The sequence below is a fragment of the Caulobacter sp. GW821-FHT10A10 genome (genome assembly GCF_059415745.1).
The window spans coordinates 861,190-883,069 of the sequence record NZ_JBWKNV010000001.1; the positions used below are offsets into that span (position 1 = coordinate 861,190).

Consider the following 21,880-nt stretch of genomic DNA (forward strand, 5'->3'; position numbering starts at 1 on the left):
GCAGACCGCCGTTCTCAAGAGATGCGCGACGCGACCCTGTCGCGCCTTGAACGGAGATTGCCCATGGCGACGACGCCGCAGAATTCTCGCAAGATCCCAGCCGGCTTCATCGACGCCTTCGCCGACGCCGCCGACGATCTGCGCATCACGCCGATCGTGCTGCAGCCCAAGGGCCGCGCCGACGCCGCGCCTCAACCCGCCAAGAAGACGGCGCACCAGAAGTAGGGCCGCGCGCGGCCCTCGCACGCCCGCCCCGGTCGACTTGCCAGCCTACTTGAAGGCCAGCGCGGGCTCGGCGGCTTCGACGGGAGCGACCTCCACGGCCTTGCCCGCCTTTGCCTTCGTCGGCTTCAGGACGATCGGCGTCAGCTTGAACAGGTCGGCGTCGGCGCTGAAGGCGTCGACCATGCCTTCAGGCATGACGGGGCGGGCCGCGGCCCTCGGTGCGTTGCTCATCGTCATCTAACAGGACCCGTATCAGATATTGGCGGAGCCTGGGATCACTGGGTTTCCAGTAGGCGTCCCAGGTATAGGAAACGAGCATGGCCTTGCCGATCCACGCGCCTTGCTCGTCTCCCAAGGCGGCCACGGTCAGCATCAGATCATCATCCTTCGCGGACTTGATGGCCTCCACGACGGCGTCTCGATAGTCGGCGTCGATCTCGCCCTTCGCGATGCAGACGTCCAGGCGCTTGACCAGTTCGCGGCGATGCAGGCCCGGATCGACCGCTCGCGCGCCCGCCGCCGCCCAGGTGTAGCCGCCGTTCTCCATGCCGGCCGTCGTCGTGACGCCGACGACGTTCAGGTCTTCGTAGACGTGGGCCAGGGCGCGCATCAGCCGCCAGGCGTGGCCGCCTTCGCGATATCGCTCGTTGATCCAGAACACGCCCTGCTCGACGCACAGCCCCTCGGGCGTGCGCACGAACGTCTGGTAGAACTTCACCTCGTCGGGAACGTCGATGGACAGGCTGACCGTATCGGCCGCCTCGCCGCGCCATTCGGCGACGAACTTGATACTGTCGGGGACCCCTGAGCAGATCATGGCCGTGAGCTCGCGCAGCTCCTCCTCGGTGGTCGCGATACCGATCGCGGCTATGGTCTGGAAGTCCGCCTCCAGGACGAAGGCTTCGGTCCAAGGTTCACGCGGCCAAGGCCAGGGCATGATTAACGCGCCCTTGAAACAGGAAGAGCCGGTATCGCCTGGCGACCTCGCCTCAGCCCGCTGGCAGCCTTGTTATGTCTCACTTCAGCCCGCCCCCGCGAGGTATTGCTCAACCTTAAGGCACGCGAATCCGGCTTTGCAAGCGCCATCTCGCCGTCCGCGTGCGGAGAAATCACCGTCTCACGCCCCCGGCCGCCCGCGTCGCCATCACGCCGAGGGGAGCCAGCTGGACCTCTCCAGCGTTGTCGTCCGACCCCGGAGGCGCGCCCATGACCTACCTGACCCGAACCGTCTTCGCGGGCGCCAGCCTGCTGCTGATGCTGGCGGCCATGGCGCTGATCGCGCTCGGCTTCATGGAGGCGGTGGACGGCCTACGGGCGCCGGAGACGGCCGGCCCGGACGCCGTGCTCGACGCCCTGGGCTACATCATCGTGGCCATCGCCGTGTTCGACGTCGCCAAATACCTGTTCGAGGAGGAGGTGACGCGCGGCAGTGAGAAGCGCAGCGCCGCCGAGGCCCGCCGCAGCCTGACCAAGTTCCTGTCGACCGTGGTCATCGCCCTGTTCCTGGAAGCCCTGGTCATCGTCTTCAAGACCGCCCGCGAGGACGTGGCCAAGCTGGTCTATCCGACGGCCCTGGTGGTGGCCTCGGTGCTGGTGCTGGTGGGCCTGGGCGCCTACCAGCGCTTCTCGGCCGCCGTCGAGGAGCGGGTCGGTGAAGACGACGACGCGGAAGAGAAGAAGGACAGGGCCAAGTAGCTACCGCGCCAGCCGCCCGTCGCTCAGGGCCGCCGGTTCGAAGCGGAAGATCACTTCCGGGTCCGGCTCGGGCACGCCCTTGAGGATCTTCTTGCCGGCCGCTCCCTTGGGCGCGGCGGTGTGCAGCAGCCAGCGGATGACGTTGAGGCGAGCGGCCTTCTTGTGGTCGGCCTTCACGCAGACCCAGGGGGCGGTCTCGGTGTGGGTGCGCACCAGCATGTCGTCGCGGGCGGCGGTGTAGTCGTCCCACTTCTCCTGGGCGACGGCGTCGAGCGAGCTGGTCTTGAAGGCCTTCAGCGGATCGTCGCGACGGGCCTTCAGACGCTCGGCCTGCACGTCCTTGTCGATATCCAGCCAGAACTTCGAAAAGCGCATGCCGCTCTCGACCAGCATGGTCTCGAAGGCCGGCACGTCGCGCAGGAACTGGGCCTGCTGCTCGGGCGTGGAGAAGGCCATCACCTTCTCGACCCCGGCCCGGTTGTACCAGGAGCGGTTGAAGATCACCGCCTCGCCGCAGGCCGGCAGCCATTCCACATAGCGCTGGAAGTACCACTCGCTGCGCTGGCGCTCGGTCGGCGCGGGCAGGGCCACGACCGTCGTCTGGCGGCGGTGCAGGTGCTCGGTGATGCGGGCGATCGTGCCGTCCTTGCCGGCGGCGTCGCGCCCCTCGAAGATCGCCAGCAGCTTCCAGCCTTCCTTGATGGCCAGCTTTTGGAGGGCGATCAGCGCGATCTGCAGGTCGCGCAGCTCTTCGTCGTAGTCGCGGGACTTGGTCATAGGCTGAGCCTACCCCCTGAATGAGAACCTGCGCTAGAAGGAGCGCATGATCCGTCTCTTCGTGCCCCAGCCGCTGTCCAAGGACGCCGGAATCGCTCCGACCCATGAGCAGTCGCGCTATCTCGTCTCGGTCATGCGCCTGTCGGTCGGCGACGAGATCCTGGTGTTCAACGGGACCGACGGCGAGTGGCGCGCCAGCCTGGTCGACGCCGGCAAGCGCGGCTGCCTGCTGAAGGCGCTGGAGCAGACCCGGGAACAGGTCGTGACGCCCGACCTCGACCTGATCGTCGCCATGGTCAAGCGCGGCCGGGTCGAGACCATCGTCGAGAAGGCCGCCGAGCTGGGCGCCCGCCGCGTGCGCCTGACCGTCACCCGTCGCACCAATGTCGACTACATGAAGCTGGCCCGCCTGGACGCCATCGCCATGGAAGCCGCCGAGCAGACCGGACGCCTGGACGTGCCGGCGATCCTGGATCCCGAGAAGCTCGACAAGATTCTCGACGGCTGGGACGAGACCCGCCGCCTGGTGTTCTGCGACGAGGGCGGCGACGCCAAGCCCGCCATCGAGGCCCTGGCCGGCACGGGCGCGCCCGCCGCCATCCTGATCGGTCCCGAAGGCGGCTTCGCCCCCGAGGAACGCGAGCGCCTGCGCTCGCTGCCGTTCGTCGTTCCGGTGTCCTTGGGTCCGCGCATCCTGCGCGCCGACACGGCCGCGATCAGCGCCATGACGCTGTGGCAAGCGGCGGCGGGGGACTGGAAGTAAGAGATCCTCCCCCTCTGGGGGAGGTGGCCCGGAGGGCCGGAGGGGGGTCGTTTTCAGCCGCCGCAGATTTCGGCCGATAACCGAGCCACGCCCCTCTCCGTCCGCTGCGCGGACACCTCTCCCACAGGGAGAGGGTCTCAGAGCCCGCATTCCACCTTGATCGCCGCCGCGTCCTTGTCGCCCTGGGCCGATGGCGCGCCGAGGTCCTCGTACTCCTGGAACGTCACGCTGGACTGGCCGCCGGCGACCCGCTTCTCGACCGTCCGGCCGTAGCCCTGGATCCTCAGCCGGACGGCTGAATAGAGCGCGGGACCATAGGACGCGTCCGGATCGGGCCCGTAGAGATCGACGAGGTCGCCGCCGCTTCCGCTGGCGCGGACGAACTGGTTGGCCTTGCCGAACATCGCCGTGGAGGTGCGGGCGGGGCCATAGCCCAGCCGGGCGATCGCCGCCTTGGCGCAGGCCAGCTTCTTGCCCTCGGCCTCGGCGATCCTGGTCAGTTCCTGGTTGGCCGGCAGCGAGCCGTGATTGTCGGCCCGGAACAGATAGTCGACGCCCCGGTCGCGGTCGCGCGGCAGGCCCTGGCCGTTCAGGTAGCGCAGGCCGATCCGGTACTCGGCGTCCAGATGGCCGGCCTCGGCCGCCTGCTGCATGAAGACCAGCGCCTTGGCCTCGTCCTTGGGGACATCATCGCCCTGCTCGTAGACCCGGGCGAGGAAATAGGCGGCCCAGACATTGCCGGCCTTGGCCGCCAGCTCCATCTGCCTAAGCGCCTCGGGCTTGTCGCCGGCCTTGGCGGCCGCCTGGGCGGCGGCGATGTGCTCCGCGCCGGGACCGCTGGTCTGGGCCGGCGCGGAGGCGGCGGCGACCAGCAGCAGGCCGCTCCCGGCCAAGGCTGTGAACAAGCGTGCGAACTTCATCTCTTCCCCGCGTCGCCGGCTGATCCAGCGTGTCGTCGTGCCGATCCTAGCGGCGTCGCGACCGAAAAGAACGGCGATTTTTCCCGGCTAGCCCGGCCGCATCGCACCCAGCCGCGCCAGAACCGCGCGCGGGATCCCGTAGTCGGCGATCGGTTCGTCGTGCTTGCGAAAGCCCGACAACTCGCGCTGCACGAAATAGGCCTGCACGGCGTCGGCGGCGTCCCAGAGCCGGGTCTCGCGCTCGGCCTCGCCCGCTCCGGCCAGGGCCGCCAGGCTCGCTTCGACCCGCGCGCCGGCCCGGCCCAGCGAGGCTGCGCGTTCGCCGAGGATTTCATGAGCCAGGGCCTCGCCGCCGGGCTGGGCCAGGGCGGTCGTCAGGCTCTGCGGGGCGCGAAAGCTGGACATGAGCACGATCCTCGCACGTCGACGTTCCCTCCGGAACGTCCTGACGCGGCGGTGCGTTCGCCGACTAGACCGAACGGTAACGCTAATTGTAGCGGACCCTCTTGAGGTCGGCTAAGACAGCGCCCAACTGCGCTCCACGCGTTTCGTGGCGGTCGGGGGGAATTGGGCCCCTCCCCTCCTGTAGCATCTGTTTTTAGGGGAGACGGCGATGGCCGACACCGCCAGCCTGGATCAGCGCCCGCTGACCCTCGAAGACCTGACCGCCTATTTCGCCAAGGGCAATAAGCCGAAGTCGGCCTTCCGCGTCGGCGCCGAGCACGAGAAGTTCGGCTTCTACCTGGGCTCCCATGAACCGGTCCCCTACGAAGGGGATAAAGGCGTGCACGCCCTGCTGGTCGGCCTGCAGCGCTTCGGCTGGAAGCCGGTGATGGAAGGCGATGTGATCATCGGCCTCGAGCGCAACGGCGCCAATGTCAGCCTGGAGCCCGGCGGCCAGTTCGAACTGTCGGGCGCGCCGCTGCTGACCATGCACGACATCTGCGAGGAGACCGGCGGCCACCTCGACGAGGTCAAGACCGTGGCCGACGAGCTGGGCCTGGGCTTCCTCGGCGTCGGTTTCTCGCCGCAGTGGAAGCGCGAGGAAGTGCCGATCATGCCCAAGGGCCGGTACGTCATCATGCGCGAGTACATGCCCAAGGTCGGGGGCCTGGGTCTCGACATGATGCTGCGCACCTGCACCGTGCAGGCCAATCTCGACTTCGAGAGCGAAGCCGACATGGTCGCCAAGTTCCGCATGAGCCTGGCCCTGCAGCCGATCGCCACGGCCCTGTTCGCCAATTCTCCGTTCACGGAAGGCAAGCCGAACGGCTTCCTCTCCGCCCGCGCCAACGTCTGGACCGACACCGATCCCAACCGCACGGGCCTGCTGGACTTCGTGTTCCAGGACGGCTTCGGCTTCGAGCGCTACGCCAAGTACCTGCTCGACGTGCCGATGTACTTCGCCAAGCGCGGCGACCGCTATATCGACCTGGCCGGCCGGTCTTTCCACGACTTCATCGACGGCAAGATCGACGAGGTCGGCGGCGAGCGGGCCACGATCAAGGACTGGGCCGACCACGCCACCACCGCCTTCCCCGAAGTGCGCCTGAAGACCTATCTGGAAATGCGCGGCGCCGACGCGGGTCCGTGGAGCCGCCTGTGCGCCCTGCCCGCCCTGTGGACCGGCGTGTTCTACGATGACGCGGCGCTCGCGGCCGCCTGGGACCTGGCCAAGGACTGGACCGTCGAAGACCGCGAAGGCCTGCGCCGCGACGTGCCGACCCTGGGCCTGAAGGCCAAGGTCGCCGGCCGCACCGTGCAGGACGTCGCCAAGGACTTCGTCGCCATCGCCAAGCAGGGCCTCAAGGCCCGCGCCCAGCTGAACGGTGGCTTCCTCGACGAGACGATCTATCTGGGCGAACTGGAAGAGATCGCCGACAGCGGGATCACCCCCGCCGAACGCCTGCTGGAGAAGTTCCACGGCGAGTGGCAGGGCGACATCGGCAAGCTGTTCAGCGACGGGGCGTACTAGGAACCTCCCCCTCTGGGGGAGGCGGCCGAAGGCCGGTGGGGGGCCGTTTTCAGCTCTCGAGGCTTGGGCCGGCTTCGCACCACCTCCCCCCTCCGATCGCTACGCGATCGCCTCCCCCACAGGGGGAGGTCCCTACCGCAGCATCCCCCAGGCGATCGCCGCCTGGCCGCCGATGTAGAGGAACCACACGGCCCAGGCCGTCAGCCTCGCCGAGCCGAAGAGCTTCGCCCCCTTGAAAAGGTCGAAGGCCAGGATCGCGTCCGAGGCCATGAACGCCACCGCGCCCGCCGTCGCCGGCCAGCGCGTGGTCGGCAGGGCCGCGGCCGAGACCACCATGGCCAGGATCGCCGCCACATAGGCCAACACCGCCGACCGCAGCGGACCAAGCGAGCCCCACAACCGCCGCAGCATCACCGCCCCGACCAGGGCGGCCACCGGCGCGATGACGAAGAAGGCCTGGCTGGGCGTCGTGCGCTCGCGCCAGAACACGATCACATAGACGACGTGCCCAGCCAGAAACGCCGCCAGCCCCCAAGGCAGCCAGCGCTTGGGATCGCCGGCCAGGAACACGTCGCCCAGCGCGCAGAGGGTCAGGGCCACGGCCAGCAGCACCGTGCCGCCTTCCAGATAGGCCAGCACCGCCAGGGCGCCGGTCGCGGCCGCCTTGACCACGGTGCGCAGGAACGACGGCGGCCGCTGCACCAGCACGAAGCCATAAGCGAGAGCGCAGACCCCGCAGATCGCCCACAGCAGCGTGTCAGTCATCCGACGACAGCTTGGAAAGGAAGGCCTGGGCGGCGTCCTTGTGGCGGGGCTTGAGGTTCTTGCCGACGATGGCCAGCACGGCGGCGATCACGGCCGCGTCGTCGGTGAAGCCGATGGCCGGCAGCAGGTCGGGAATGGCGTCCGTCGGCAGCACGAAATAGGCCAGGGCCGCGAACATCATGCCCTTGGCCGCGGCCGGGGTCTCGGGGTCGCGGGCGCACCACCACACCGACAGGGCGTCGGCGGCGAAGGGCACCTTGGCGGCCACGCGGCGCATCTTCGGCCAGAAGCCGCGCGCCACCCGCTGCTCGTTGACCCGCACCGTGGCCGGCACGAGCGCCTTCCTCGGATCCAGCACGTCGTCGGGCGTGACGCCGCCGTTGACGTCGGGGGATGGTTTGGCGTCGGCGCTCATGGGGTTAAACCGCTCCTCAACACAACGATTAAACGCAACCCCAGGGGAAACGTCCATGAAACTCGACAACACCGTCGCCGCCGTCGTCACCGGGGGCGCCTCGGGCCTCGGCGAAGCCACCGCCCGCGCCCTGGCCGCCCAGGGGGTGAAGGTCGCCATCTTCGACATGAACGAGGCCCGCGGCGAGGAAGTCGCCAAGGAGATCGGCGGCGTCTACTGCAAGGTCAACGTCACCAGCGACGCCGACGTCGACGCCGGCTTCGAGAAGGCCCGCGCCGCCCACGGCCAGGAGCGGATCCTGGTCAACTGCGCCGGCGTCGGCAACGCCGCCAAGACCGCCAGCCGCGATAAGGCCACCGGCGAGACCAAGCACTTCCCGCTCGATATCTTCGACCGCGTGATCCAGATCAACCTGGTCGGCACGTTCCGCTGCATCGCCAAGTCGGCCAAGGGCATGCTCGACCTGGAGCCGCTGGAAGACGGCGAGCGCGGCGCCATCGTCAACACCGCCAGCGTCGCCGGCGAAGACGGCCAGATCGGCCAGGCCGCCTATTCGGCCAGCAAGGGCGGCGTCATCGGCATGACCCTGCCGATCGCCCGCGACCTGATGAACGACGGCATCCGCGTCAACACCATCCTGCCGGGCATCTTCAACACCCCGCTGATGAACGCCGCCCCCGACAACGTCAAAGCCGCCCTGGCCGCCTCGGTGCCGTTCCCCAAGCGCCTGGGGAATCCTGCCGAATACGCCCAGCTGGCCCTGACCATGATCACCTGCGGCTACTTCAACGGCGAAGACGTCCGCCTGGACGGCGGCATCCGCATGGCGCCGCGGTAGACGCCGCGGGCGAGCACCCCAAAGAAAAACGCCGCGACGGCCCATCGGCTGTCGCGGCGTTTCACGTCTCAGATCCTCCCCCTCTGGGGGAGGTGGCCCAGAGGGCCGGAGGGGGTCGGCGCGGCGGCGAGACCCCCCCTCAGTCGCTTCGCGACAGCTCCCCCAGAGGGGGAGCATCTAGAACCAGCGACTTACTTCTTCACCCAGCCGCCGCCGAGCGGCTTCCAGTACTGGCCGGCGGCCAGACGGGCGTAGAGCTGCTTGGCGGTGGCCTGGCCAGCGGCGTCGGCGGTGACACCGGTCTTGGCGGCGGTGTCCTTGTAGACGGCCGCGCGGCCGGTGTTGATCTCGGCCACGGCGGCGCGCAGGTCGGCGTCGCCGCCCGACACGATGCCCAGGAAGCCGTCGGCCTGCTCGCCGATCGTGCCGGCAGCCTTGCCGGCGTCCACGGCGGCCTTGGCGGCGGCCGACTGGGCCAGAACGGGCGCGGCGACCGCGCCCATGGCGGCCGCGATGGCCAGGACCGTCATCGTCTTGCGGATCATGGCGGTTCCTCCTCTTAGAACAGGTTCGGGTTCTGCTGGATCAGCGTCTGGACTTCCTTGTCCAGCCGCACCCGCACGTCGGCGTCCAGCTTGGCGTAGATGTTGATCGGATCGACCTTGACGCGGACGGTCGGGGTGCAGGCCGCGAGGCCTCCCGCCGCCAGCAGGGTCGCGATCAGGACGCGCTTGTGCATGGCTTAGTCTCCAGTTCGGGGTTCACGTTGCGCGGTCACGGCTGAACCGGCGCTGAACGGCGTGTTTCTTCGGTTTCTTCGGCGAAACGACGGCCCCAGGCGGCCAGAAGCTCGTCGAAATTGAGCGAGGTGTCGAGCGTCAGGTCCACCGGCGTCTTGGCCGGCAGCGGGATCCGACGCTGGAAGGCCTTGCCGCGGATCAGCTCCAGGATCCCCACCTTGGCCTTCTCGGCGACCTTCGGATCGTGCTCGCCCTTGATGTGGAACAGCAGCGACAGGCGGCCGTTCGGCGTCGAATTGACCCCGGCCTCCAGCGTGTCGAACGCCAAGTTCTCCATGGCCTGGTAGGCGAAGTCCTGGATGGCGTTGACCGGCTGCTGGGCGACGGCGGCGTTGTTGGGGTTGCCCGGGCTGTCGTTCTCGGCCTGGCTGGCCGTCTGGTTGGCCTCGACGCCGGTCAGGGCCTCGCGGGCGATCGAGATGCGGCCGGGCTTGATGGCGTTCAGCTTGCCGTCCAGCAGCTTGAAGCCCTTGTCGCTGAACTGGAACGGCAGGCGGCCCGAGACCACCGCGTCCAGCTTGACCTTGTCGGCCAGGGTCGAGCCGGCGGTCAGTTCGCCTAGATCCAGGCCGTCGATGACGATGACGCCGCTGATCGCCTTGCCGTCCAGCGGCACGTCGATCGGCTCGATCGAGATCCTGCCCTTGGCGGCCGTCAGCGACGCCTCCGACACCTTCAGCGAGGTCGCGCCCAGGGTGAAGACGCCCTCGATGGCCTCCAGCGGCACGATGGAGTCGATGCGGGTGATCTTCAGCTTCTGGTCGGGCGCGCTGGTCAGCGGCGCCAGGCTGTCGAACTTCACGTCGCCGTTCAGGGTGGCCACGAAGCCCAGCGGGCTGGCGCGGAAGTCGAGCCCTTCCGTCACGACCTCGCCGCTGCTGGTCACGCCCTTGTCGGTCCAGTCGAAGCGGCCCTTGAAGCTGGCCTTGCCCTCGGCCTCGCTGGCGAAGGCGGCCATCGGGCTGACGGCCACCGGCTGCAGTCCCGCCTCCTTGGTGAAGACGATGTTCGAGGCGTCGATGACGGCCGAGCCGCGGCCGCTCTCAACGCCATGACGGATATCGATGCGGCCCAAAGCAAAGCCGCTGGCCGTGCCGAAGTCGACGCCGCCGCTCCACACGCCCGAGACCAGAGCCAGGCGTCCCGTGGCCTTCACCGGCTCGAACCGCTTGGCCGCCGCCGCGTCGACCAGCCTTCCTTGCGTCAGCCGCACCTCGGCGCGGTCGAAGCCTTGGCCGCCGCCGACGAAGGTTCCGGCCACGTCTTCGGCTTTCGCTTCGGCCGCCGTGATTGTTCCGCGCCCGTTGGTGAAGCGGGCCTGCGCCTCCCAGCGGCCGTTCGCCACCCGCACCAGCGGCGCTGCGACCGGGCAGACGTCCAGGGCGATGTCCTGGATCGGCCGCTCGCCGGCCTCGCCCGCCTCGATGGCGGCGACGCTCACCGGCGTGCAGCCTGCCAGGCGCACGTCGAGCACGCCCCCGGCGAAGCGCGCCTGGCCCTTGGCGTCGAGCTTGATCCCCTCGGCCGGCGGCACATCGAGCGTGCCGGCCAGGGTCACGGGCGAGGCGAAGCCGCTCGCGTCAGCGCGCCAGTTCGTGGCCGCCAGAGTCAGTTGCGGCAGGCCGCCACCGCCGAGCGCCAGGGTCGCCGCACCGCGCGAGACGCCGCCGGCGCTTTCCACCAGGCGGCCGCCTCCGGCCGTCAGGGTCGCCTTGGCGCCGCTCGCGGACGCCAGAGTCACCGGCTTGCCGGCGAAGGCCGAAACCTTGCCGCCGCCGATCTCCAGCCGCAGGTCGGGCGCGTCGAGTTCGAAGTCGCCCAGAGCCTTGCGCGCGGCGTCGGCATAGGCGGGATTGGGCAGGCCGGCGGTCAGGCGCTCGGCGTCGGGCGCCGACACCGCCCCGTCCGCCCCCGCCCGGCCGGCCAGGGTCAGGTTCAGCCCGTCGCCGGCCCGGAACCGTCCCTTGGCGTCCAGCACCAGGCTGGAGAGGCCCAGGCCGTCGCGCGCCGCGCGGCCGACGCCGGCCGCCACGGTCACCACGCCGGTCAGGCCGATCGCACCGCCCTTGGGGGCGAAGAAGGAGAGGTTGCTCGACTTGACGTCCACCGCCGCCCGGCTCAGCGCCGCGCCGCCGGCCAGGGCCTGGTCGGCCGTGCCGCGCAGCCGCGCCGGCCCGAGGGCCCGCAGGCCGGCCTGGTCGAAGTCCACCCGCATGGCGTCGCTGTCGATCTCGGCGGCGAAGCTGCGGGCCTCCACGCCAGGGGCGACCAACCGGCCGGCCCGGGCCTGGCCCGACACCCGCGCCGCCGCGCCGCCCTTCTTGAAGTCGCCGGCCACCAGCCCCGCCAGGGTCAGGCGGGTCTCGACATCGGCCAGGCTGGTCTCGCCGGCTCTCAAGCCTTGCGCCTTGATAGACAGCTTGACGTCGGCCGGACCGGTGGCGGCCAGCCGCTTGAGGTCGGGATAGGCGACGTCTGCCTCCAGGCGGGCGTCGGCCTCCTCCAGGTCGACCTGTTCGGCGTCCAGCCCCTCGACGTCGGCGCGGGCGTCGACGGTGAGACGGTCGCCGCGCTTGCGGGCGCGCAGGGCCGCCCCGCGCAGTTCGACCTGCAGATTGTCGGTAGCGTAGCGCATGGCCGCCACCGCCGCGTCAAGCCGCAACAGCTGGCCGTCGTCGAGACTGGCGTCGCCGGTCAGGCGGGCCACGCCGCCGGGGGTGTCGAGCGTCACCCGCGCGTCCTCGACCAGCACGGCCGGTCCGCCCTGCTTCTCCTCGCCGGGCGACTTCAGCGCCTCGTCGATCAGCGGCTGCAGCTTGCCGAAGGTCAGCTTCTGCCCGTCGTAGCGGGCGCGCAGGCGCGGGCTGGTGATGCGCACGGCCCGGGTGTCGATGGCGAACGGCCCGCCCGACCATGGCGCGGTCAGATCGTAGGCCACCTCGATGCGCTTGGCCGAGAAATAGGGATCGCTGGCCGGACCCAGCCGGATGGAGCCGGCGAAGCCGCTGGCGTCCAGGCTCTCGACCGAGATCAGGCCCTCGATGCCGCGCTCGGCCAGCCACGCTTCCGCCAGCGCGCGGCTGATCTCGCGCCGTCCGGAATAGGCGGAAAAGCCCAGGGCGATGAACGCCATCATCGCGAACGACACGGCCTCCAGCCCGGCGTCGGCCAGGGCGGCCTTGTCGAGGCGGAGACCCCGCTTGGGTTTCGCGGTCTTCGGTGCGGAATCGGGGTCGGCGTGGGGCTCGGCCATTGGCCGCACCATGCCGCAAGCCGTGGCGTTTGTGAGGCCCCCGTTGCGGAAAAGTCGAGAAAGCGCCGGTATTGAAATGGGCGAGACCCGCCCGATCTCCTCCGCTATCGACACGCGCCCATTAGCGGACGCATCGAGAGGCCGCTAAGAGTGGCCACGACACGACCGAATAGAGTGAATTGAAAGGACGACGACATGGCTTTGCTCGACGCGCTCAAGGCTGACCAACTCGCGGCGCGCAAGGTGAGCGACCGCCTGAAGGCCGACCTGCTCACCACGCTGATCGGTGAAGCCACGCAGATCACGACCGAGGAATTCAAGCGCGGCGTGACCGAAGTCACCGACGAAAAGGTCGTCGCCACCGTCGCCAAGTTCCTGAAGAACACGAAGCTGACGCTGGAAAACCTGGCGGCCGAACGTGCGCGCCTGATCGAGGCGGCCGGCGATGTGTCGAAGGTGGACGAGCGGATCAAGGCGGCCGAAACCGAACTGGCGATCCTGTCCTCCTATGGCCCCAAGCAGATGACGGAAGCGGAACTGCGCGCCGCCATCGACGACTTCCGCACCCAGAACCCCGACGCCAACGTCGGCGCGATCATGGCCCACCTGAAGACCAACTTCGGCGGCCAGTACGACGGCAAGGCGGCCAGTGCCCTGGCCAGGGGGTAGACGGAAGGCCGCCGCCGTCAGGCGCCGCGCTGACATCAGGTGCGGCTCGCCCTCTCTCTTAGAGAGAGGGAGGGGCCCATCGCGCAGCGATGGGAGGGTGAGTGGTTACGCCTTCAGCCGGCGTGCCGGCACTTCGCCCGCAACAGCGCCAGGATCGTCCAGGGGCTTCGCCTACCCACTCACCCTCCCACGCCTGCGGCGCGGGCCCCTCCCTCTCTCCATGAGAGAGGGTTTCGGTGATCACTCCCCCATCTGCCGACACCAAACCCGTCCGCTTGCGGTGTCGGTAGCGGAGGAGCCCCGGTTCCAGGGCGGAAACGACGGGAGACTAGGCGGCTAGATCGCCTTGAACCCCAGCACCTGCTGCATGTCGTAGATCCCCGGCGGCTTGCCCTGCACCCACACCGCCGCGGCCACGGCGCCGCGCGCGAACAGGCCCCGGTCGATGGCCGAGTGGGCGATGGTCAGGCTTTCGCTCTCGCCGGCGAAGATCACGCTGTGCTCGCCGATGATGCCGCCGCCGCGCACGACGGAGAAGCCGATGTTCCCCTCGGTGCGCGCGCCGGTGACGCCGTCGCGGGCGCGGTCCTCGACCTCGGAAAGAACGACGCCGCGGCCTTCCGCGGCGGCCTGGCCCAGCATCAGGGCGGTGCCCGACGGGGCGTCGATCTTGCGCTTGTGGTGGGCCTCGAAGACCTCGATGTCCCAGTCGGCGGCCGGCAGGAGGGCGGCGGCCTGGCGCACCAGGCCCATCAGCATGTTGACGCCCAGCGAGTAGTTGCCCGAGCGCACGATGGCCACGGTCTGGGCCGCCTTTTCCAGCCGCGCGTCCTGCTCGGGGGTGAAACCGGTCGAGCCGATCACCAGGGCGATGCCGCCGCCGGCCTGGGCCACCGTCTCGGCCAGGGCGACCGAAGCCTCGGGGATGGTGAAGTCGATGATCGCCTGGGCGTCGGCCAGGGCGCTCTCCAGCGCCACCAGGCCTTCGCCTTCGGAACCCGGACGGTCGAAGCGGGCCACGGTCACCGCGTCGGCGCGGCCTTCCAGCGTGGCGGCCACGGCCTTGCCCATGCGGCCCAGGGCTCCGGCGACGGCGATCCTGACGGGGGGGGCGGACATGGGCGTTCTCTCCACGAAACGAGCTCGCGCCTCGTCGCCCAGCCCCTCCGCCCGGTCAACGGATTTATCCGGCGCCCCGCTCGCCGGCTTACGCGGGGGCAGTGTCCCACATGCCGCAAACCCAATCCCAACAAGCGTTTGTAGCGATACCATCGATGATTGCGCGGTTGTCGCGCCGGGACGCCGTCGCTAGGCTGGTCCGTGCATAAGGGCGCGTCGCATCGTTCGGCGGGTCCATTTCAACTGGCTACGCAGGACAGGAAACGCCGCCATGAGCGACGCGGAACGCAAGACCTTCACCGACGCGGAGGCCCTGGCCTTCCACCGCCACCCGCAACCGGGCAAGCTGGCGGTGACCCCCACCAAGCCGATGGCCACCCAGCGCGACCTCAGCCTGGCCTATTCGCCCGGCGTGGCCGTGCCGGTGCACGCGATCGCCGCCGATCCCGACATGGCCTACGAGTACACCTCCAAGGGCAACCTGGTGGCGGTGATCTCCAACGGCACGGCGATCCTGGGCCTCGGCGACCTGGGGGCCCTGGCCTCCAAGCCGGTGATGGAGGGCAAGAGCGTGCTCTTCAAGCGCTTCGCCGACGTCGACTCCATCGACATCGAGGTCTCCACCAAGGACGCCGACGAGATCATCACCGTCGTCAAGAACATCGGCGTCACCTTCGGCGGCATCAATCTGGAAGACATCAAGAGCCCCGAGTGCTTCCGCATCGAGACCGAGCTGCAGGAGCTGCTCGACATCCCGGTGTTCCACGACGACCAGCACGGCACCGCCATCATCTGCGCCGCCGGCCTGATCAACGCCTGCCACATCACCGGCAAGAACCTGGCCGACATCAAGGTGGTGCTGAACGGCCCAGGCGCGGCCGGCATCGCCTCGATGGACCTGATCAAGGCCATGGGCGTGCGCCCCGAGAACGTCATCGCCTGCGACAGCAAGGGCGTACTCTATCGCGGCCGCACCGAGGGCATGAACCAGTGGAAGAGCGCCCACGCGGTCGACACCGACAAGCGCACCCTGGAAGAAGCCGTCGCCGGCGCGGATGTTCTTCTTGGCCTGTCGGCCAAGGGCGCCTTCACCCCGGAGATGATCGCCAGCATGGCGCCCAATCCGGTGATCTTCGCCATGGCCAACCCGGATCCGGAGATCACCCCGGAAGAGGTGCACCGCGTGCGCAAGGACGCGATCATGGGCACCGGCCGCAGCGACTATCCCAACCAGGTCAACAACGTCCTGGGCTTCCCCTACATCTTCCGCGGCGCGCTCGACGTGCGGGCCCGCCGCGTGAACCATGAGATGAAGATCGCCTGCGCCCAGGCCCTGGCGATGCTGGCCCGCGAGGACGTGCCGGATGAAGTCGCCGCCGCCTATCACGGCCGCCAGCTGAAGTTCGGCCCCGACTACATCATCCCCTCGGCCTTCGACCCGCGCCTGATCTGGTACGTGCCGCCGTTCGTGGCCCAGGCGGCCATGGACACGGGCGTGGCCCGCAAGCCGATCGCCGACATGGAGGCCTACCGCCAGAGCCTGGCCCAGCGCCTCGACCCCACCGCCGGCTTCCTGCAGAAGATCGCCGGCTCGGTCATGGCCCGGCCCAAGCGCATCGTCTTCGCCGAGGGCGAGGAGCCCAGCGTCATCCGCGCCGCCTACGCCTTCCAGGCCGGCGGCTACGGCAAGGCCATCCTCTGCGGCCGCGAGAACCTGGTGCACGAGAACATGCGCCTGGTGGGCCTGGACCCCGAGACCTCGGGGCTTGAGATCCACAACGCCCGGCTTTCCGACCGCAACCCGGACTATGTCGACGCCCTCTACGCCCGGCTCCAGCGCCAGGGCTTCCTCAAGCGCGACGTCCAGCGCCTGATCAACCAGGACCGCAACAGCTTCGCCGCCTCGATGGTCAGCATGGGCGAGGCCGACGGCATGGTCACCGGCGTCACCCGCAGCTTCGACCAGGCCCTGGACGAGGTTCTGCGCGTCGTCGATCCCGCGCCCGGCGGCCGGATCATGGGCATGTCGGTCGTGCTGGCCAAGGGCCGCACCATCTTCGTGGCCGACACCAACGTCACCGAACTGCCCGACGCCGACGAGCTGGTCGAGATCGCCTGCGAGGCCGCTCGCGCCGTCTCCAACCTCGGCTTCAAGCCGCGTGTGGCCTTCATGAGCTACTCGACCTTCGGCAACCCGATGGGCGAGCGCTCCGACAAGGTGCGCGAGGCCGTCGCCACGCTCGACGAGATGGGCGTCGACTTCGAATACGAGGGCGAAATGCCCCCCGAACTCGCCCTCGACCCCGAAAAGCGCCTCGCCTACCCGTTCATGCGCCTGACCGACAGCGCCAACATCCTGATCATGCCGGCCATCCACGCCGCCTCGATCTCGACCAAGCTCGTCCAGTCGCTGGGCGGCGCCACGGTGATCGGGCCGGTGCTGCTGGGCCTCTCCAAGTCGGTGCAGATCTGCCCGCTCGGGGCTTCGGTCTCGAAGATCCTGAACATGGCGATGATGGCGGCTTACGATCAGCCGGTGGAGGCGGGGGAGTAGGGGAGCAGGATTACAGAACTCGAATTGTAGCAATTATGGAAAATTTGGCCCCATAAAATGAACACCATTGATCACAGGGTTTGCGCCGTCGCAATTGACGAAGTTGATTACTTTAACTTCGAAAGATTTGCTCAATCTTTTCACGCCTCGATCATGGGCACAGATTTCGTGCCGCTAGGGGGATTTCACGATGGTGGAGCCGACGGCTTCGAGGAAACAATTTTCGAATCCTCAACCAGAACCTCGTCGTTCCTCCAAATCTCCAAAACCTTCAAGATAGAAGATAAGATCCGACACACGGTAAAGAGACTTTTAGAATTCGGAAGACAACCGACTCAAGTGTTATTCTATTTCTCATCCGAGATATCACTTATCGATAAACTGGAAGAGGATTTATCTCACGAACTTTCGTGCACGATTAGAATAAGAAGCAAGGACTATATAGTCGCGCATATAAATAATTCCGTCGGCACAATATCTGCCTTTAATTCGTATCTCGCGCCAGCCGCATCCTTCCTTCACAATTTCGGATCCGCAACTAAAGATCGAAAATACCCTTTCGATGAAAAAACCTTGTGCGCGTTTCTAGGTCAGGAACTCGAGAGCAGAAGGAGCAAGACATCACTACTTATAACCGTTACAGACTCACTTATACTATGGTCCCTTGAAGGAACGGATCCAGATAAAGGAATACTTTTGTCTAGATCTCAAATATTAGATAAAATTACAAGAGCAATACCAACCGCGTCCAAATTTATAAATAGTATATTCAACTCTCGCCTATCCACCCTTTCTTCAAAGGGCAACCCAACAGGAAGAGAAATTAGCTGGCACAAAAAGGAGGATTCTTTTGCGCTTCGGTATGAAGAGAGGAAAAAATTAATTGACGAAAATATTGAAGACGCTTCCATCAAGGAGTCGGTATCAGAAAAACTACTTTTAGATTACGCGACAACTTTCAAAGACGACGACATGGTTAAGCATGCCAAAAAGGCAGTTAACTGCGTACATACCGCACTTGAATCTCTATATAGTACCCAAGGCCTATCTTTAAGCACATACGCCCTCGGAAATAGCGATTTAGAGCCAGAAATACAGGCAGTAGACCAAATTGATGACGCCGTTTTTTCGGAAAAATCTTTTGGCACCGCATCTTTTTCCATAAGAGATTGGGTATCCATATCCATCAGAAATGTTATTTTAAATGGAGGAGAAGAGGAAAGGCTATACCTTTCTAGATTAGGCCGGACCTATTTTCTACTATTCATACTGAAAAATGACCCAAATGTAATAGAATATTTTAACACAATGGCCTCAAACATGCGCCTAATAGTTGGCGCAGACATGATCGTGCACGCACTATCGGAGCAATTTCTCAAGTCAGAGCAGCAGTCTACAGTAAATGCACTAAAAATCATCAAAGATGCGGGATCAACATTAATATTGACGGATATTGCAATTGAAGAAGCATACACACATCTAGTTGCTGCAGATGCTGAATTTATAAATCACTACTCCAGAATAGAGCCAATAATAAATGAAGACACAGCACTTCAAATCGACCGCATACTTATCAGATCGTATTTTTACGCAAAACTGGGAATAAGCGACGGCCAGAAGCCGCGCGGCTGGAAGAGCTTCCTAGGCACCTTCTTGGAGCATCAAGAGCTACACCAAGGAACAGCCATTGATGGGTTTCGTACATATCTATGCTCAAGATTCGGAATGGAATACGAAGATGAAGAGGACACAAGAAAGAATATAGATCCAGATGCCATATCGGGATTATCCTCCGCCATCCTTTCCGCCAGAGACCCTAGCAAAGCAAAAGCAGAGATTAGGTCAAAGAACGACGCGACACTTATATTAAGAGTATACGAACTGAGAAAAAACGGAAAAGAATCGAAAACCCCCCACCCATTAGGATACAAAACCTATTGGCTAACAAACGAGCGGGCGGTCATGCGCGCATTGAAGGACTTTTACCACCCCAAACAGGTGCCATCCCCTGTCATGAGGCCAGAGTTCTTGCTTAACTATATAGCGATATCTCCAACCAAAAAGGCCGTATCGGATAGTTACAAAACAATATTCCCAAGCGCACTGGGATTTGAATTAGGAAGAAGAATTAATCCCGCAGAATTGCATAGAGTTCTGGATAATGCCCGAAAAGCACTCGAAACTGACGAGCACAGAGCTGTGGCGATGCTGAGCGAAATGTCGAACAGGATAAAATCCCCCCCCTTGGAGTACTGACAATATACCTCACTGCCCCACTCATCACTGCCTTCGCCGCCGCCATCGCCAGCCCCCCCCCCCCCGTCGGGGACTGGCCGTAGCGCTTGGGGGCGGCCATGCCGAGGTTGAAGGTGACCTAAGCGACAACGATGGCGGCGGCGGCACCAAAGGGCCGCCAGCGAGGGCACGGAAGCGGGGACCCAGGTGTTTTGTCGTCGAGCGCCGTGGGTGGCAGAAAAAGCCTGGGTCCCCGCTTTCGCGGGGATTTTGCGGATTTGGGTGGGCGGGGCGTCCAACGTTTGAGAGACCCCTCATCCGACGCCTGTCGGCGCCACCTTCTCCCGCAAGGGGAGAAGGATCATGTCTAGCGCGCCACGCGCGAACGGGGCCATGATGCGCGCTCTCGCCGTCCGTAGCCGGAGCCGCCGCCCGCCCGATGATCGCGCAGGACTCGCCCAGCCTGACCACGGCGCTGAAGCATGCGCCGCTGGGGATCGCCATCTTCGACCGGTCGATGCGCTATCTCGCCCATTCGGCCCAGTACCTGACCGACCAGGGCCTGCCGGCCGACCTGCCGCTGCTGGGCCGCGTGCACTACGAGGTGTTTCCCGAGATCCCCCAGCACTGGCGCGACCTGCACGCCCGGGTGATCGCCGAAGGGGTCGAGCTGCGCGAGGACGCCGGCGACCGCTATGTCGATCGCAACGGCCGGGTCGAGTGGATCCGCTGGTCGATGGCCCCCTGGCGCACCGAGGACGGGGCGATCGGCGGGCTGGTGCTCTATACCGAGGTGGCCACCGCCGCCGTCGAGGCGCGCCTGCGGCTGGAGGCGGCCGAGGCGCGCTACAAGGCGCTGTTCGACCAGGCGGCCATGGGCGTGGCGCGGATCGCGCCGAGCGGGGCCTTCCTGGAGGTCAACGACCGCTTCTGCGCCATCACCCGCCACGACCGCGACCACCTGCTGGCCGGCGACGCCGCCGAGCTGATCGAGCCGGAAGACCTGCCGGACGCCCAGCGCCACGTCCGCTCGCTGCTGGCCGGCCGCACCGACACCTATCACGCCGAGCGCCGCCTGCGGGCCGGCGACGGGTCGAGCCTGTGGATCCGCCTCAACGTCTCGCGCGTGCAGCCGCCCGGCCAGCGGCCCTACCTCGTGGCCATCATCGCCGACATCACCACCCGCAAGCGGATCGAGGTCGAGCAGGAGCGCCACCAGGGCCAGTTGCGCCTGCTGATCAACGAGCTGAACCACCGGGTGAAGAACACCCTGGCCACCGTCCAGTCGATGGCCGCCCAGACCCTGCGCAACGAGCCGGATCCGATCACCGCCTTCGAGAAGTTCGAGTCGCGGCTGCTGGGCCTGTCGCTGGCCCACGACGTGCTGACCCGCGAGAGCTGGCACGGGGCCGAACTGCGCGAGGTGGCGCAGCGGGCGCTGGCCCCGTTCACCGCCGCCGCCGGCCGGGTGACCGTCGAGGGGCCGGCCTGCTTCCTGCCGCCGGGCGGGGCGCTGACCATGTCGCTGATCTTCCACGAGCTGGCCACCAACGCCCTGAAATACGGGGGGCTCTCGACGGCCGAGGGCGCGGTGGCCGTCGCCTGGAGCTTCGACGCCGAGGCCCGCGCCCTGTGCCTGACCTGGACCGAGACCGGCGGGCCGCCGGTGACCGCCCCGCCCGCCCGACGCGGTTTCGGCTCCCGCCTGATCGAGCGCAGCCTGCGCGGCGAACTGCGCGGCCAGGCGCGGATGGACTGGCGGCCCCAGGGCCTGGTCTGCCGGTTGGAGGCCCAGGTCCCCCTGCCAAACCCGCCCTCGCCGGAGCTGGGGGTCGTCGCCAGCCTCGACGAACGGCGCTAAGGGACCGCTGGGCCGAGTTCCAGGAGTATAGAATGCAGCTGTCCGACCAGATCGTCCTCGTCACCGGCGCCGGCCGGGGCCTGGGGGCCGAGATCGCCCGCGCCTTCGCTCGCCACGGCGCCCGCGTCGTCGTCAACTACCGCGCCAGCAAGGACGCCGCCGAGGCTCTCGCGGCTGAACTGGGCGGGCCGGCCAAGGCCATCGCCGTCCAGGCCGACGTCGCCGACCGCGCCGCCGTCGAGGCGATGTTCGCCGCCGCCAAACAGGCCTTCGGCTCGCACGTGACCACCGTGATCAACAACGCCCTGGACTACAGCTTCAACGGCGACGCCCGCGCGCACCTGGCCAGCATCGCCTGGGAAGACTTCGAGAAGCAGAACACGACGGTGCTCAAGGGCGCGCTGAACGTCATCCAGGCTGCCGCCCCCGACATGGCCAACGCCGGCTTTGGCCGCGTGATCAACGTGGGCACCAACCTCTTCCAGAACCCGGTCGTGCCCTATCACGACTACACGGCGGTGAAGGCGGCCCTGCTGTCGCTGACCCGCACCGCCTGCGGCGACCTCGGCCCCGCCGGCATCACCGTCAACATGGTGTCGGGCGGCCTGCTGCGCGTCACCGGCGCCAGCGCCGCCACGCCCGAGCCGGTCTTCGACCTGATCGCCGGCATGACCCCGCTGCGCTCGGTCACCACCCCGGCCGAATTCGCCGACGCGGTGCTGTTCTTCGCCAGCCCCTGGGCGCGGGCGGTGACGGGCCAGAACCTGGTGGTGGACGGGGGTCTGGTGCGGGATTGATGACGGATCCCTCTCCCGCCTTCTTTTAAGCCCGTCATTCCCGCCCTTGTGGCGGGAAGCCCTCTTTCAGCCGCAGGCGCAGTGGGGGCGGATCGCCAGCGATCCGCTGGCGCTTCACGTGCGAGCGGACCCAGGGTTCCCGCCACAAGGGCGGGAATGACGGGAGAAGAGGCAAGCGGGAGGGGAAACACTCCCTGCGACGCCCTGCCCTCTTGAGCG

General features: G+C 66.8%; 21 protein-coding genes. 10 read left to right on the forward strand and 11 right to left on the reverse strand.

Features of this window, described 5'->3' with window-relative positions:
* The first annotated feature begins 63 nt into the window (after positions 1-63).
* Positions 64-225: a hypothetical protein gene (locus AC07NS_RS04095; protein WP_494601635.1), complete on the forward strand. Its 162-nt coding sequence runs from the start codon at positions 64-66 to the stop codon at positions 223-225.
* Between the two features lie 45 nt (positions 226-270).
* On the opposite strand, the gene AC07NS_RS04100 is transcribed toward AC07NS_RS04095, so the two are convergent.
* Both AC07NS_RS04100 and AC07NS_RS04105 read right to left on the reverse strand, forming a co-directional pair.
* Positions 271-408 (reverse strand): hypothetical protein, encoded by a 138-nt coding sequence (locus AC07NS_RS04100; RefSeq protein ID WP_494601636.1) that lies wholly within the window; start codon positions 406-408, stop codon positions 271-273.
* Positions 409-412: 4 nt separating this feature from the next.
* Complete coding sequence (locus tag AC07NS_RS04105) at positions 413-1,162, reverse strand: hypothetical protein (protein ID WP_494601638.1); 750 nt, start codon at positions 1,160-1,162, stop codon at positions 413-415.
* Positions 1,163-1,431: 269 nt separating this feature from the next.
* On the opposite strand from AC07NS_RS04105, the gene AC07NS_RS04110 reads away from it, so the two are divergent.
* Positions 1,432-1,920: a GNAT family acetyltransferase gene (locus tag AC07NS_RS04110; RefSeq protein WP_494601639.1), complete on the forward strand. Its 489-nt coding sequence runs from the start codon at positions 1,432-1,434 to the stop codon at positions 1,918-1,920.
* Here AC07NS_RS04110 and ppk2 read toward each other — a convergent pair whose 3' ends face one another.
* The gene (ppk2, locus tag AC07NS_RS04115) at positions 1,921-2,697 is read right to left on the reverse strand and encodes a polyphosphate kinase 2 (RefSeq protein ID WP_494601640.1); all 777 of its coding nucleotides are present in this window, start codon (positions 2,695-2,697) and stop codon (positions 1,921-1,923) included. It abuts the gene before it with no gap.
* A gap of 46 nt (positions 2,698-2,743) precedes the next feature.
* Here ppk2 and AC07NS_RS04120 point away from each other — a divergent pair, with 46 nt between their 5' ends.
* Entirely contained in the window at positions 2,744-3,460 is a 717-nt protein-coding gene (locus AC07NS_RS04120) for a 16S rRNA (uracil(1498)-N(3))-methyltransferase (protein ID WP_494601641.1), read from the forward strand.
* 137 nt (positions 3,461-3,597) lie between these two features.
* Here AC07NS_RS04120 and AC07NS_RS04125 read toward each other — a convergent pair whose 3' ends face one another.
* Together AC07NS_RS04125 and AC07NS_RS04130 are read right to left on the reverse strand one after the other, a co-directional pair.
* The gene (locus AC07NS_RS04125; RefSeq protein ID WP_494601643.1) at positions 3,598-4,380 is read right to left on the reverse strand and encodes a tetratricopeptide repeat protein; all 783 of its coding nucleotides are present in this window, start codon (positions 4,378-4,380) and stop codon (positions 3,598-3,600) included.
* A gap of 87 nt (positions 4,381-4,467) precedes the next feature.
* On the reverse strand, positions 4,468-4,785 hold the full coding sequence (locus AC07NS_RS04130; RefSeq protein WP_494601645.1) for a DUF6665 family protein: 318 nt from the start codon (positions 4,783-4,785) through the stop codon (positions 4,468-4,470).
* A gap of 208 nt (positions 4,786-4,993) precedes the next feature.
* Here AC07NS_RS04130 and AC07NS_RS04135 point away from each other — a divergent pair, with 208 nt between their 5' ends.
* Positions 4,994-6,355, forward strand: a complete 1,362-nt coding sequence (locus AC07NS_RS04135; RefSeq protein ID WP_494601646.1) for a glutamate--cysteine ligase — start codon at positions 4,994-4,996, stop codon at positions 6,353-6,355.
* Between the two features lie 132 nt (positions 6,356-6,487).
* Here AC07NS_RS04135 and AC07NS_RS04140 read toward each other — a convergent pair whose 3' ends face one another.
* Both AC07NS_RS04140 and AC07NS_RS04145 read right to left on the reverse strand, forming a co-directional pair.
* Positions 6,488-7,120: a lysoplasmalogenase gene (locus AC07NS_RS04140; RefSeq protein ID WP_494601648.1), complete on the reverse strand. Its 633-nt coding sequence runs from the start codon at positions 7,118-7,120 to the stop codon at positions 6,488-6,490.
* Complete coding sequence (locus tag AC07NS_RS04145; RefSeq protein ID WP_110120765.1) at positions 7,113-7,535, reverse strand: YkvA family protein; 423 nt, start codon at positions 7,533-7,535, stop codon at positions 7,113-7,115. Before AC07NS_RS04145 ends, AC07NS_RS04140 begins: the two co-directional genes overlap by 8 nt.
* A gap of 55 nt (positions 7,536-7,590) precedes the next feature.
* Here AC07NS_RS04145 and AC07NS_RS04150 point away from each other — a divergent pair, with 55 nt between their 5' ends.
* Entirely contained in the window at positions 7,591-8,373 is a 783-nt protein-coding gene (locus tag AC07NS_RS04150; RefSeq protein ID WP_110120766.1) for an SDR family NAD(P)-dependent oxidoreductase, read from the forward strand.
* A gap of 191 nt (positions 8,374-8,564) precedes the next feature.
* Here the strand turns inward: AC07NS_RS04150 and AC07NS_RS04155 are convergent, their stop codons facing one another.
* From AC07NS_RS04155 to AC07NS_RS04165, 3 genes are read right to left on the reverse strand one after another with little or no spacing between them, the layout of a single operon-like run.
* A complete protein-coding gene (locus AC07NS_RS04155; RefSeq protein ID WP_494601651.1) occupies positions 8,565-8,918 on the reverse strand; it encodes a YdbL family probable chaperone protein in 354 nt (117 codons plus the stop codon).
* 14 nt (positions 8,919-8,932) lie between these two features.
* Positions 8,933-9,112 carry a YnbE family lipoprotein gene (locus AC07NS_RS04160; protein ID WP_058349385.1) on the reverse strand — a complete coding sequence of 60 codons (180 nt, stop codon included), beginning with the start codon at positions 9,110-9,112 and terminating at the stop codon, positions 8,933-8,935.
* Between the two features lie 35 nt (positions 9,113-9,147).
* Complete coding sequence (locus tag AC07NS_RS04165; protein WP_494601652.1) at positions 9,148-12,426, reverse strand: intermembrane phospholipid transport protein YdbH family protein; 3,279 nt, start codon at positions 12,424-12,426, stop codon at positions 9,148-9,150.
* A gap of 195 nt (positions 12,427-12,621) precedes the next feature.
* On the opposite strand from AC07NS_RS04165, the gene AC07NS_RS04170 reads away from it, so the two are divergent.
* Positions 12,622-13,095 (forward strand): GatB/YqeY domain-containing protein, encoded by a 474-nt coding sequence (locus tag AC07NS_RS04170; RefSeq protein WP_494601654.1) that lies wholly within the window; start codon positions 12,622-12,624, stop codon positions 13,093-13,095.
* Between the two features lie 336 nt (positions 13,096-13,431).
* Here the strand turns inward: AC07NS_RS04170 and dapB are convergent, their stop codons facing one another.
* Entirely contained in the window at positions 13,432-14,214 is a 783-nt protein-coding gene (gene dapB, locus AC07NS_RS04175; RefSeq protein WP_494601655.1) for a 4-hydroxy-tetrahydrodipicolinate reductase, read from the reverse strand.
* 271 nt (positions 14,215-14,485) lie between these two features.
* On the opposite strand from dapB, the gene AC07NS_RS04180 reads away from it, so the two are divergent.
* The 4 genes from AC07NS_RS04180 to AC07NS_RS04195 all read left to right on the forward strand — a co-directional run bounded on the left by AC07NS_RS04180 (position 14,486) and on the right by AC07NS_RS04195 (position 21,661).
* Complete coding sequence (locus AC07NS_RS04180; RefSeq protein ID WP_494601656.1) at positions 14,486-16,768, forward strand: NADP-dependent malic enzyme; 2,283 nt, start codon at positions 14,486-14,488, stop codon at positions 16,766-16,768.
* Positions 16,769-16,825: 57 nt separating this feature from the next.
* The gene (locus tag AC07NS_RS04185) at positions 16,826-19,024 is read left to right on the forward strand and encodes a hypothetical protein (RefSeq protein WP_494601657.1); all 2,199 of its coding nucleotides are present in this window, start codon (positions 16,826-16,828) and stop codon (positions 19,022-19,024) included.
* Between the two features lie 418 nt (positions 19,025-19,442).
* Positions 19,443-20,864 (forward strand): sensor histidine kinase, encoded by a 1,422-nt coding sequence (locus AC07NS_RS04190; protein ID WP_494601659.1) that lies wholly within the window; start codon positions 19,443-19,445, stop codon positions 20,862-20,864.
* A gap of 32 nt (positions 20,865-20,896) precedes the next feature.
* Complete coding sequence (locus AC07NS_RS04195; protein ID WP_494601661.1) at positions 20,897-21,661, forward strand: 3-oxoacyl-ACP reductase; 765 nt, start codon at positions 20,897-20,899, stop codon at positions 21,659-21,661.
* Positions 21,662-21,880 lie beyond the last annotated feature (219 nt).

Coding starts and splice junctions, on each gene's coding strand:
- AC07NS_RS04095 (WP_494601635.1), top strand. CDS start 64: ATGGCGACGACGCCGCAGAATTCTCGCAAGATCCCAGCCGGCTTCATC.
- AC07NS_RS04100 (WP_494601636.1), bottom strand. CDS start 408: ATGGTCGACGCCTTCAGCGCCGACGCCGACCTGTTCAAGCTGACGCCG.
- AC07NS_RS04105 (WP_494601638.1), bottom strand. CDS start 1,162: ATGCCCTGGCCTTGGCCGCGTGAACCTTGGACCGAAGCCTTCGTCCTG.
- AC07NS_RS04110 (WP_494601639.1), top strand. CDS start 1,432: ATGACCTACCTGACCCGAACCGTCTTCGCGGGCGCCAGCCTGCTGCTG.
- ppk2 (WP_494601640.1), bottom strand. CDS start 2,697: ATGACCAAGTCCCGCGACTACGACGAAGAGCTGCGCGACCTGCAGATC.
- AC07NS_RS04120 (WP_494601641.1), top strand. CDS start 2,744: ATGATCCGTCTCTTCGTGCCCCAGCCGCTGTCCAAGGACGCCGGAATC.
- AC07NS_RS04125 (WP_494601643.1), bottom strand. CDS start 4,380: ATGAAGTTCGCACGCTTGTTCACAGCCTTGGCCGGGAGCGGCCTGCTG.
- AC07NS_RS04130 (WP_494601645.1), bottom strand. CDS start 4,785: ATGTCCAGCTTTCGCGCCCCGCAGAGCCTGACGACCGCCCTGGCCCAG.
- AC07NS_RS04135 (WP_494601646.1), top strand. CDS start 4,994: ATGGCCGACACCGCCAGCCTGGATCAGCGCCCGCTGACCCTCGAAGAC.
- AC07NS_RS04140 (WP_494601648.1), bottom strand. CDS start 7,120: ATGACTGACACGCTGCTGTGGGCGATCTGCGGGGTCTGCGCTCTCGCT.
- AC07NS_RS04145 (WP_110120765.1), bottom strand. CDS start 7,535: ATGAGCGCCGACGCCAAACCATCCCCCGACGTCAACGGCGGCGTCACG.
- AC07NS_RS04150 (WP_110120766.1), top strand. CDS start 7,591: ATGAAACTCGACAACACCGTCGCCGCCGTCGTCACCGGGGGCGCCTCG.
- AC07NS_RS04155 (WP_494601651.1), bottom strand. CDS start 8,918: ATGATCCGCAAGACGATGACGGTCCTGGCCATCGCGGCCGCCATGGGC.
- AC07NS_RS04160 (WP_058349385.1), bottom strand. CDS start 9,112: ATGCACAAGCGCGTCCTGATCGCGACCCTGCTGGCGGCGGGAGGCCTC.
- AC07NS_RS04165 (WP_494601652.1), bottom strand. CDS start 12,426: ATGGCCGAGCCCCACGCCGACCCCGATTCCGCACCGAAGACCGCGAAA.
- AC07NS_RS04170 (WP_494601654.1), top strand. CDS start 12,622: ATGGCTTTGCTCGACGCGCTCAAGGCTGACCAACTCGCGGCGCGCAAG.
- dapB (WP_494601655.1), bottom strand. CDS start 14,214: ATGTCCGCCCCCCCCGTCAGGATCGCCGTCGCCGGAGCCCTGGGCCGC.
- AC07NS_RS04180 (WP_494601656.1), top strand. CDS start 14,486: ATGAGCGACGCGGAACGCAAGACCTTCACCGACGCGGAGGCCCTGGCC.
- AC07NS_RS04185 (WP_494601657.1), top strand. CDS start 16,826: ATGAACACCATTGATCACAGGGTTTGCGCCGTCGCAATTGACGAAGTT.
- AC07NS_RS04190 (WP_494601659.1), top strand. CDS start 19,443: ATGATCGCGCAGGACTCGCCCAGCCTGACCACGGCGCTGAAGCATGCG.
- AC07NS_RS04195 (WP_494601661.1), top strand. CDS start 20,897: ATGCAGCTGTCCGACCAGATCGTCCTCGTCACCGGCGCCGGCCGGGGC.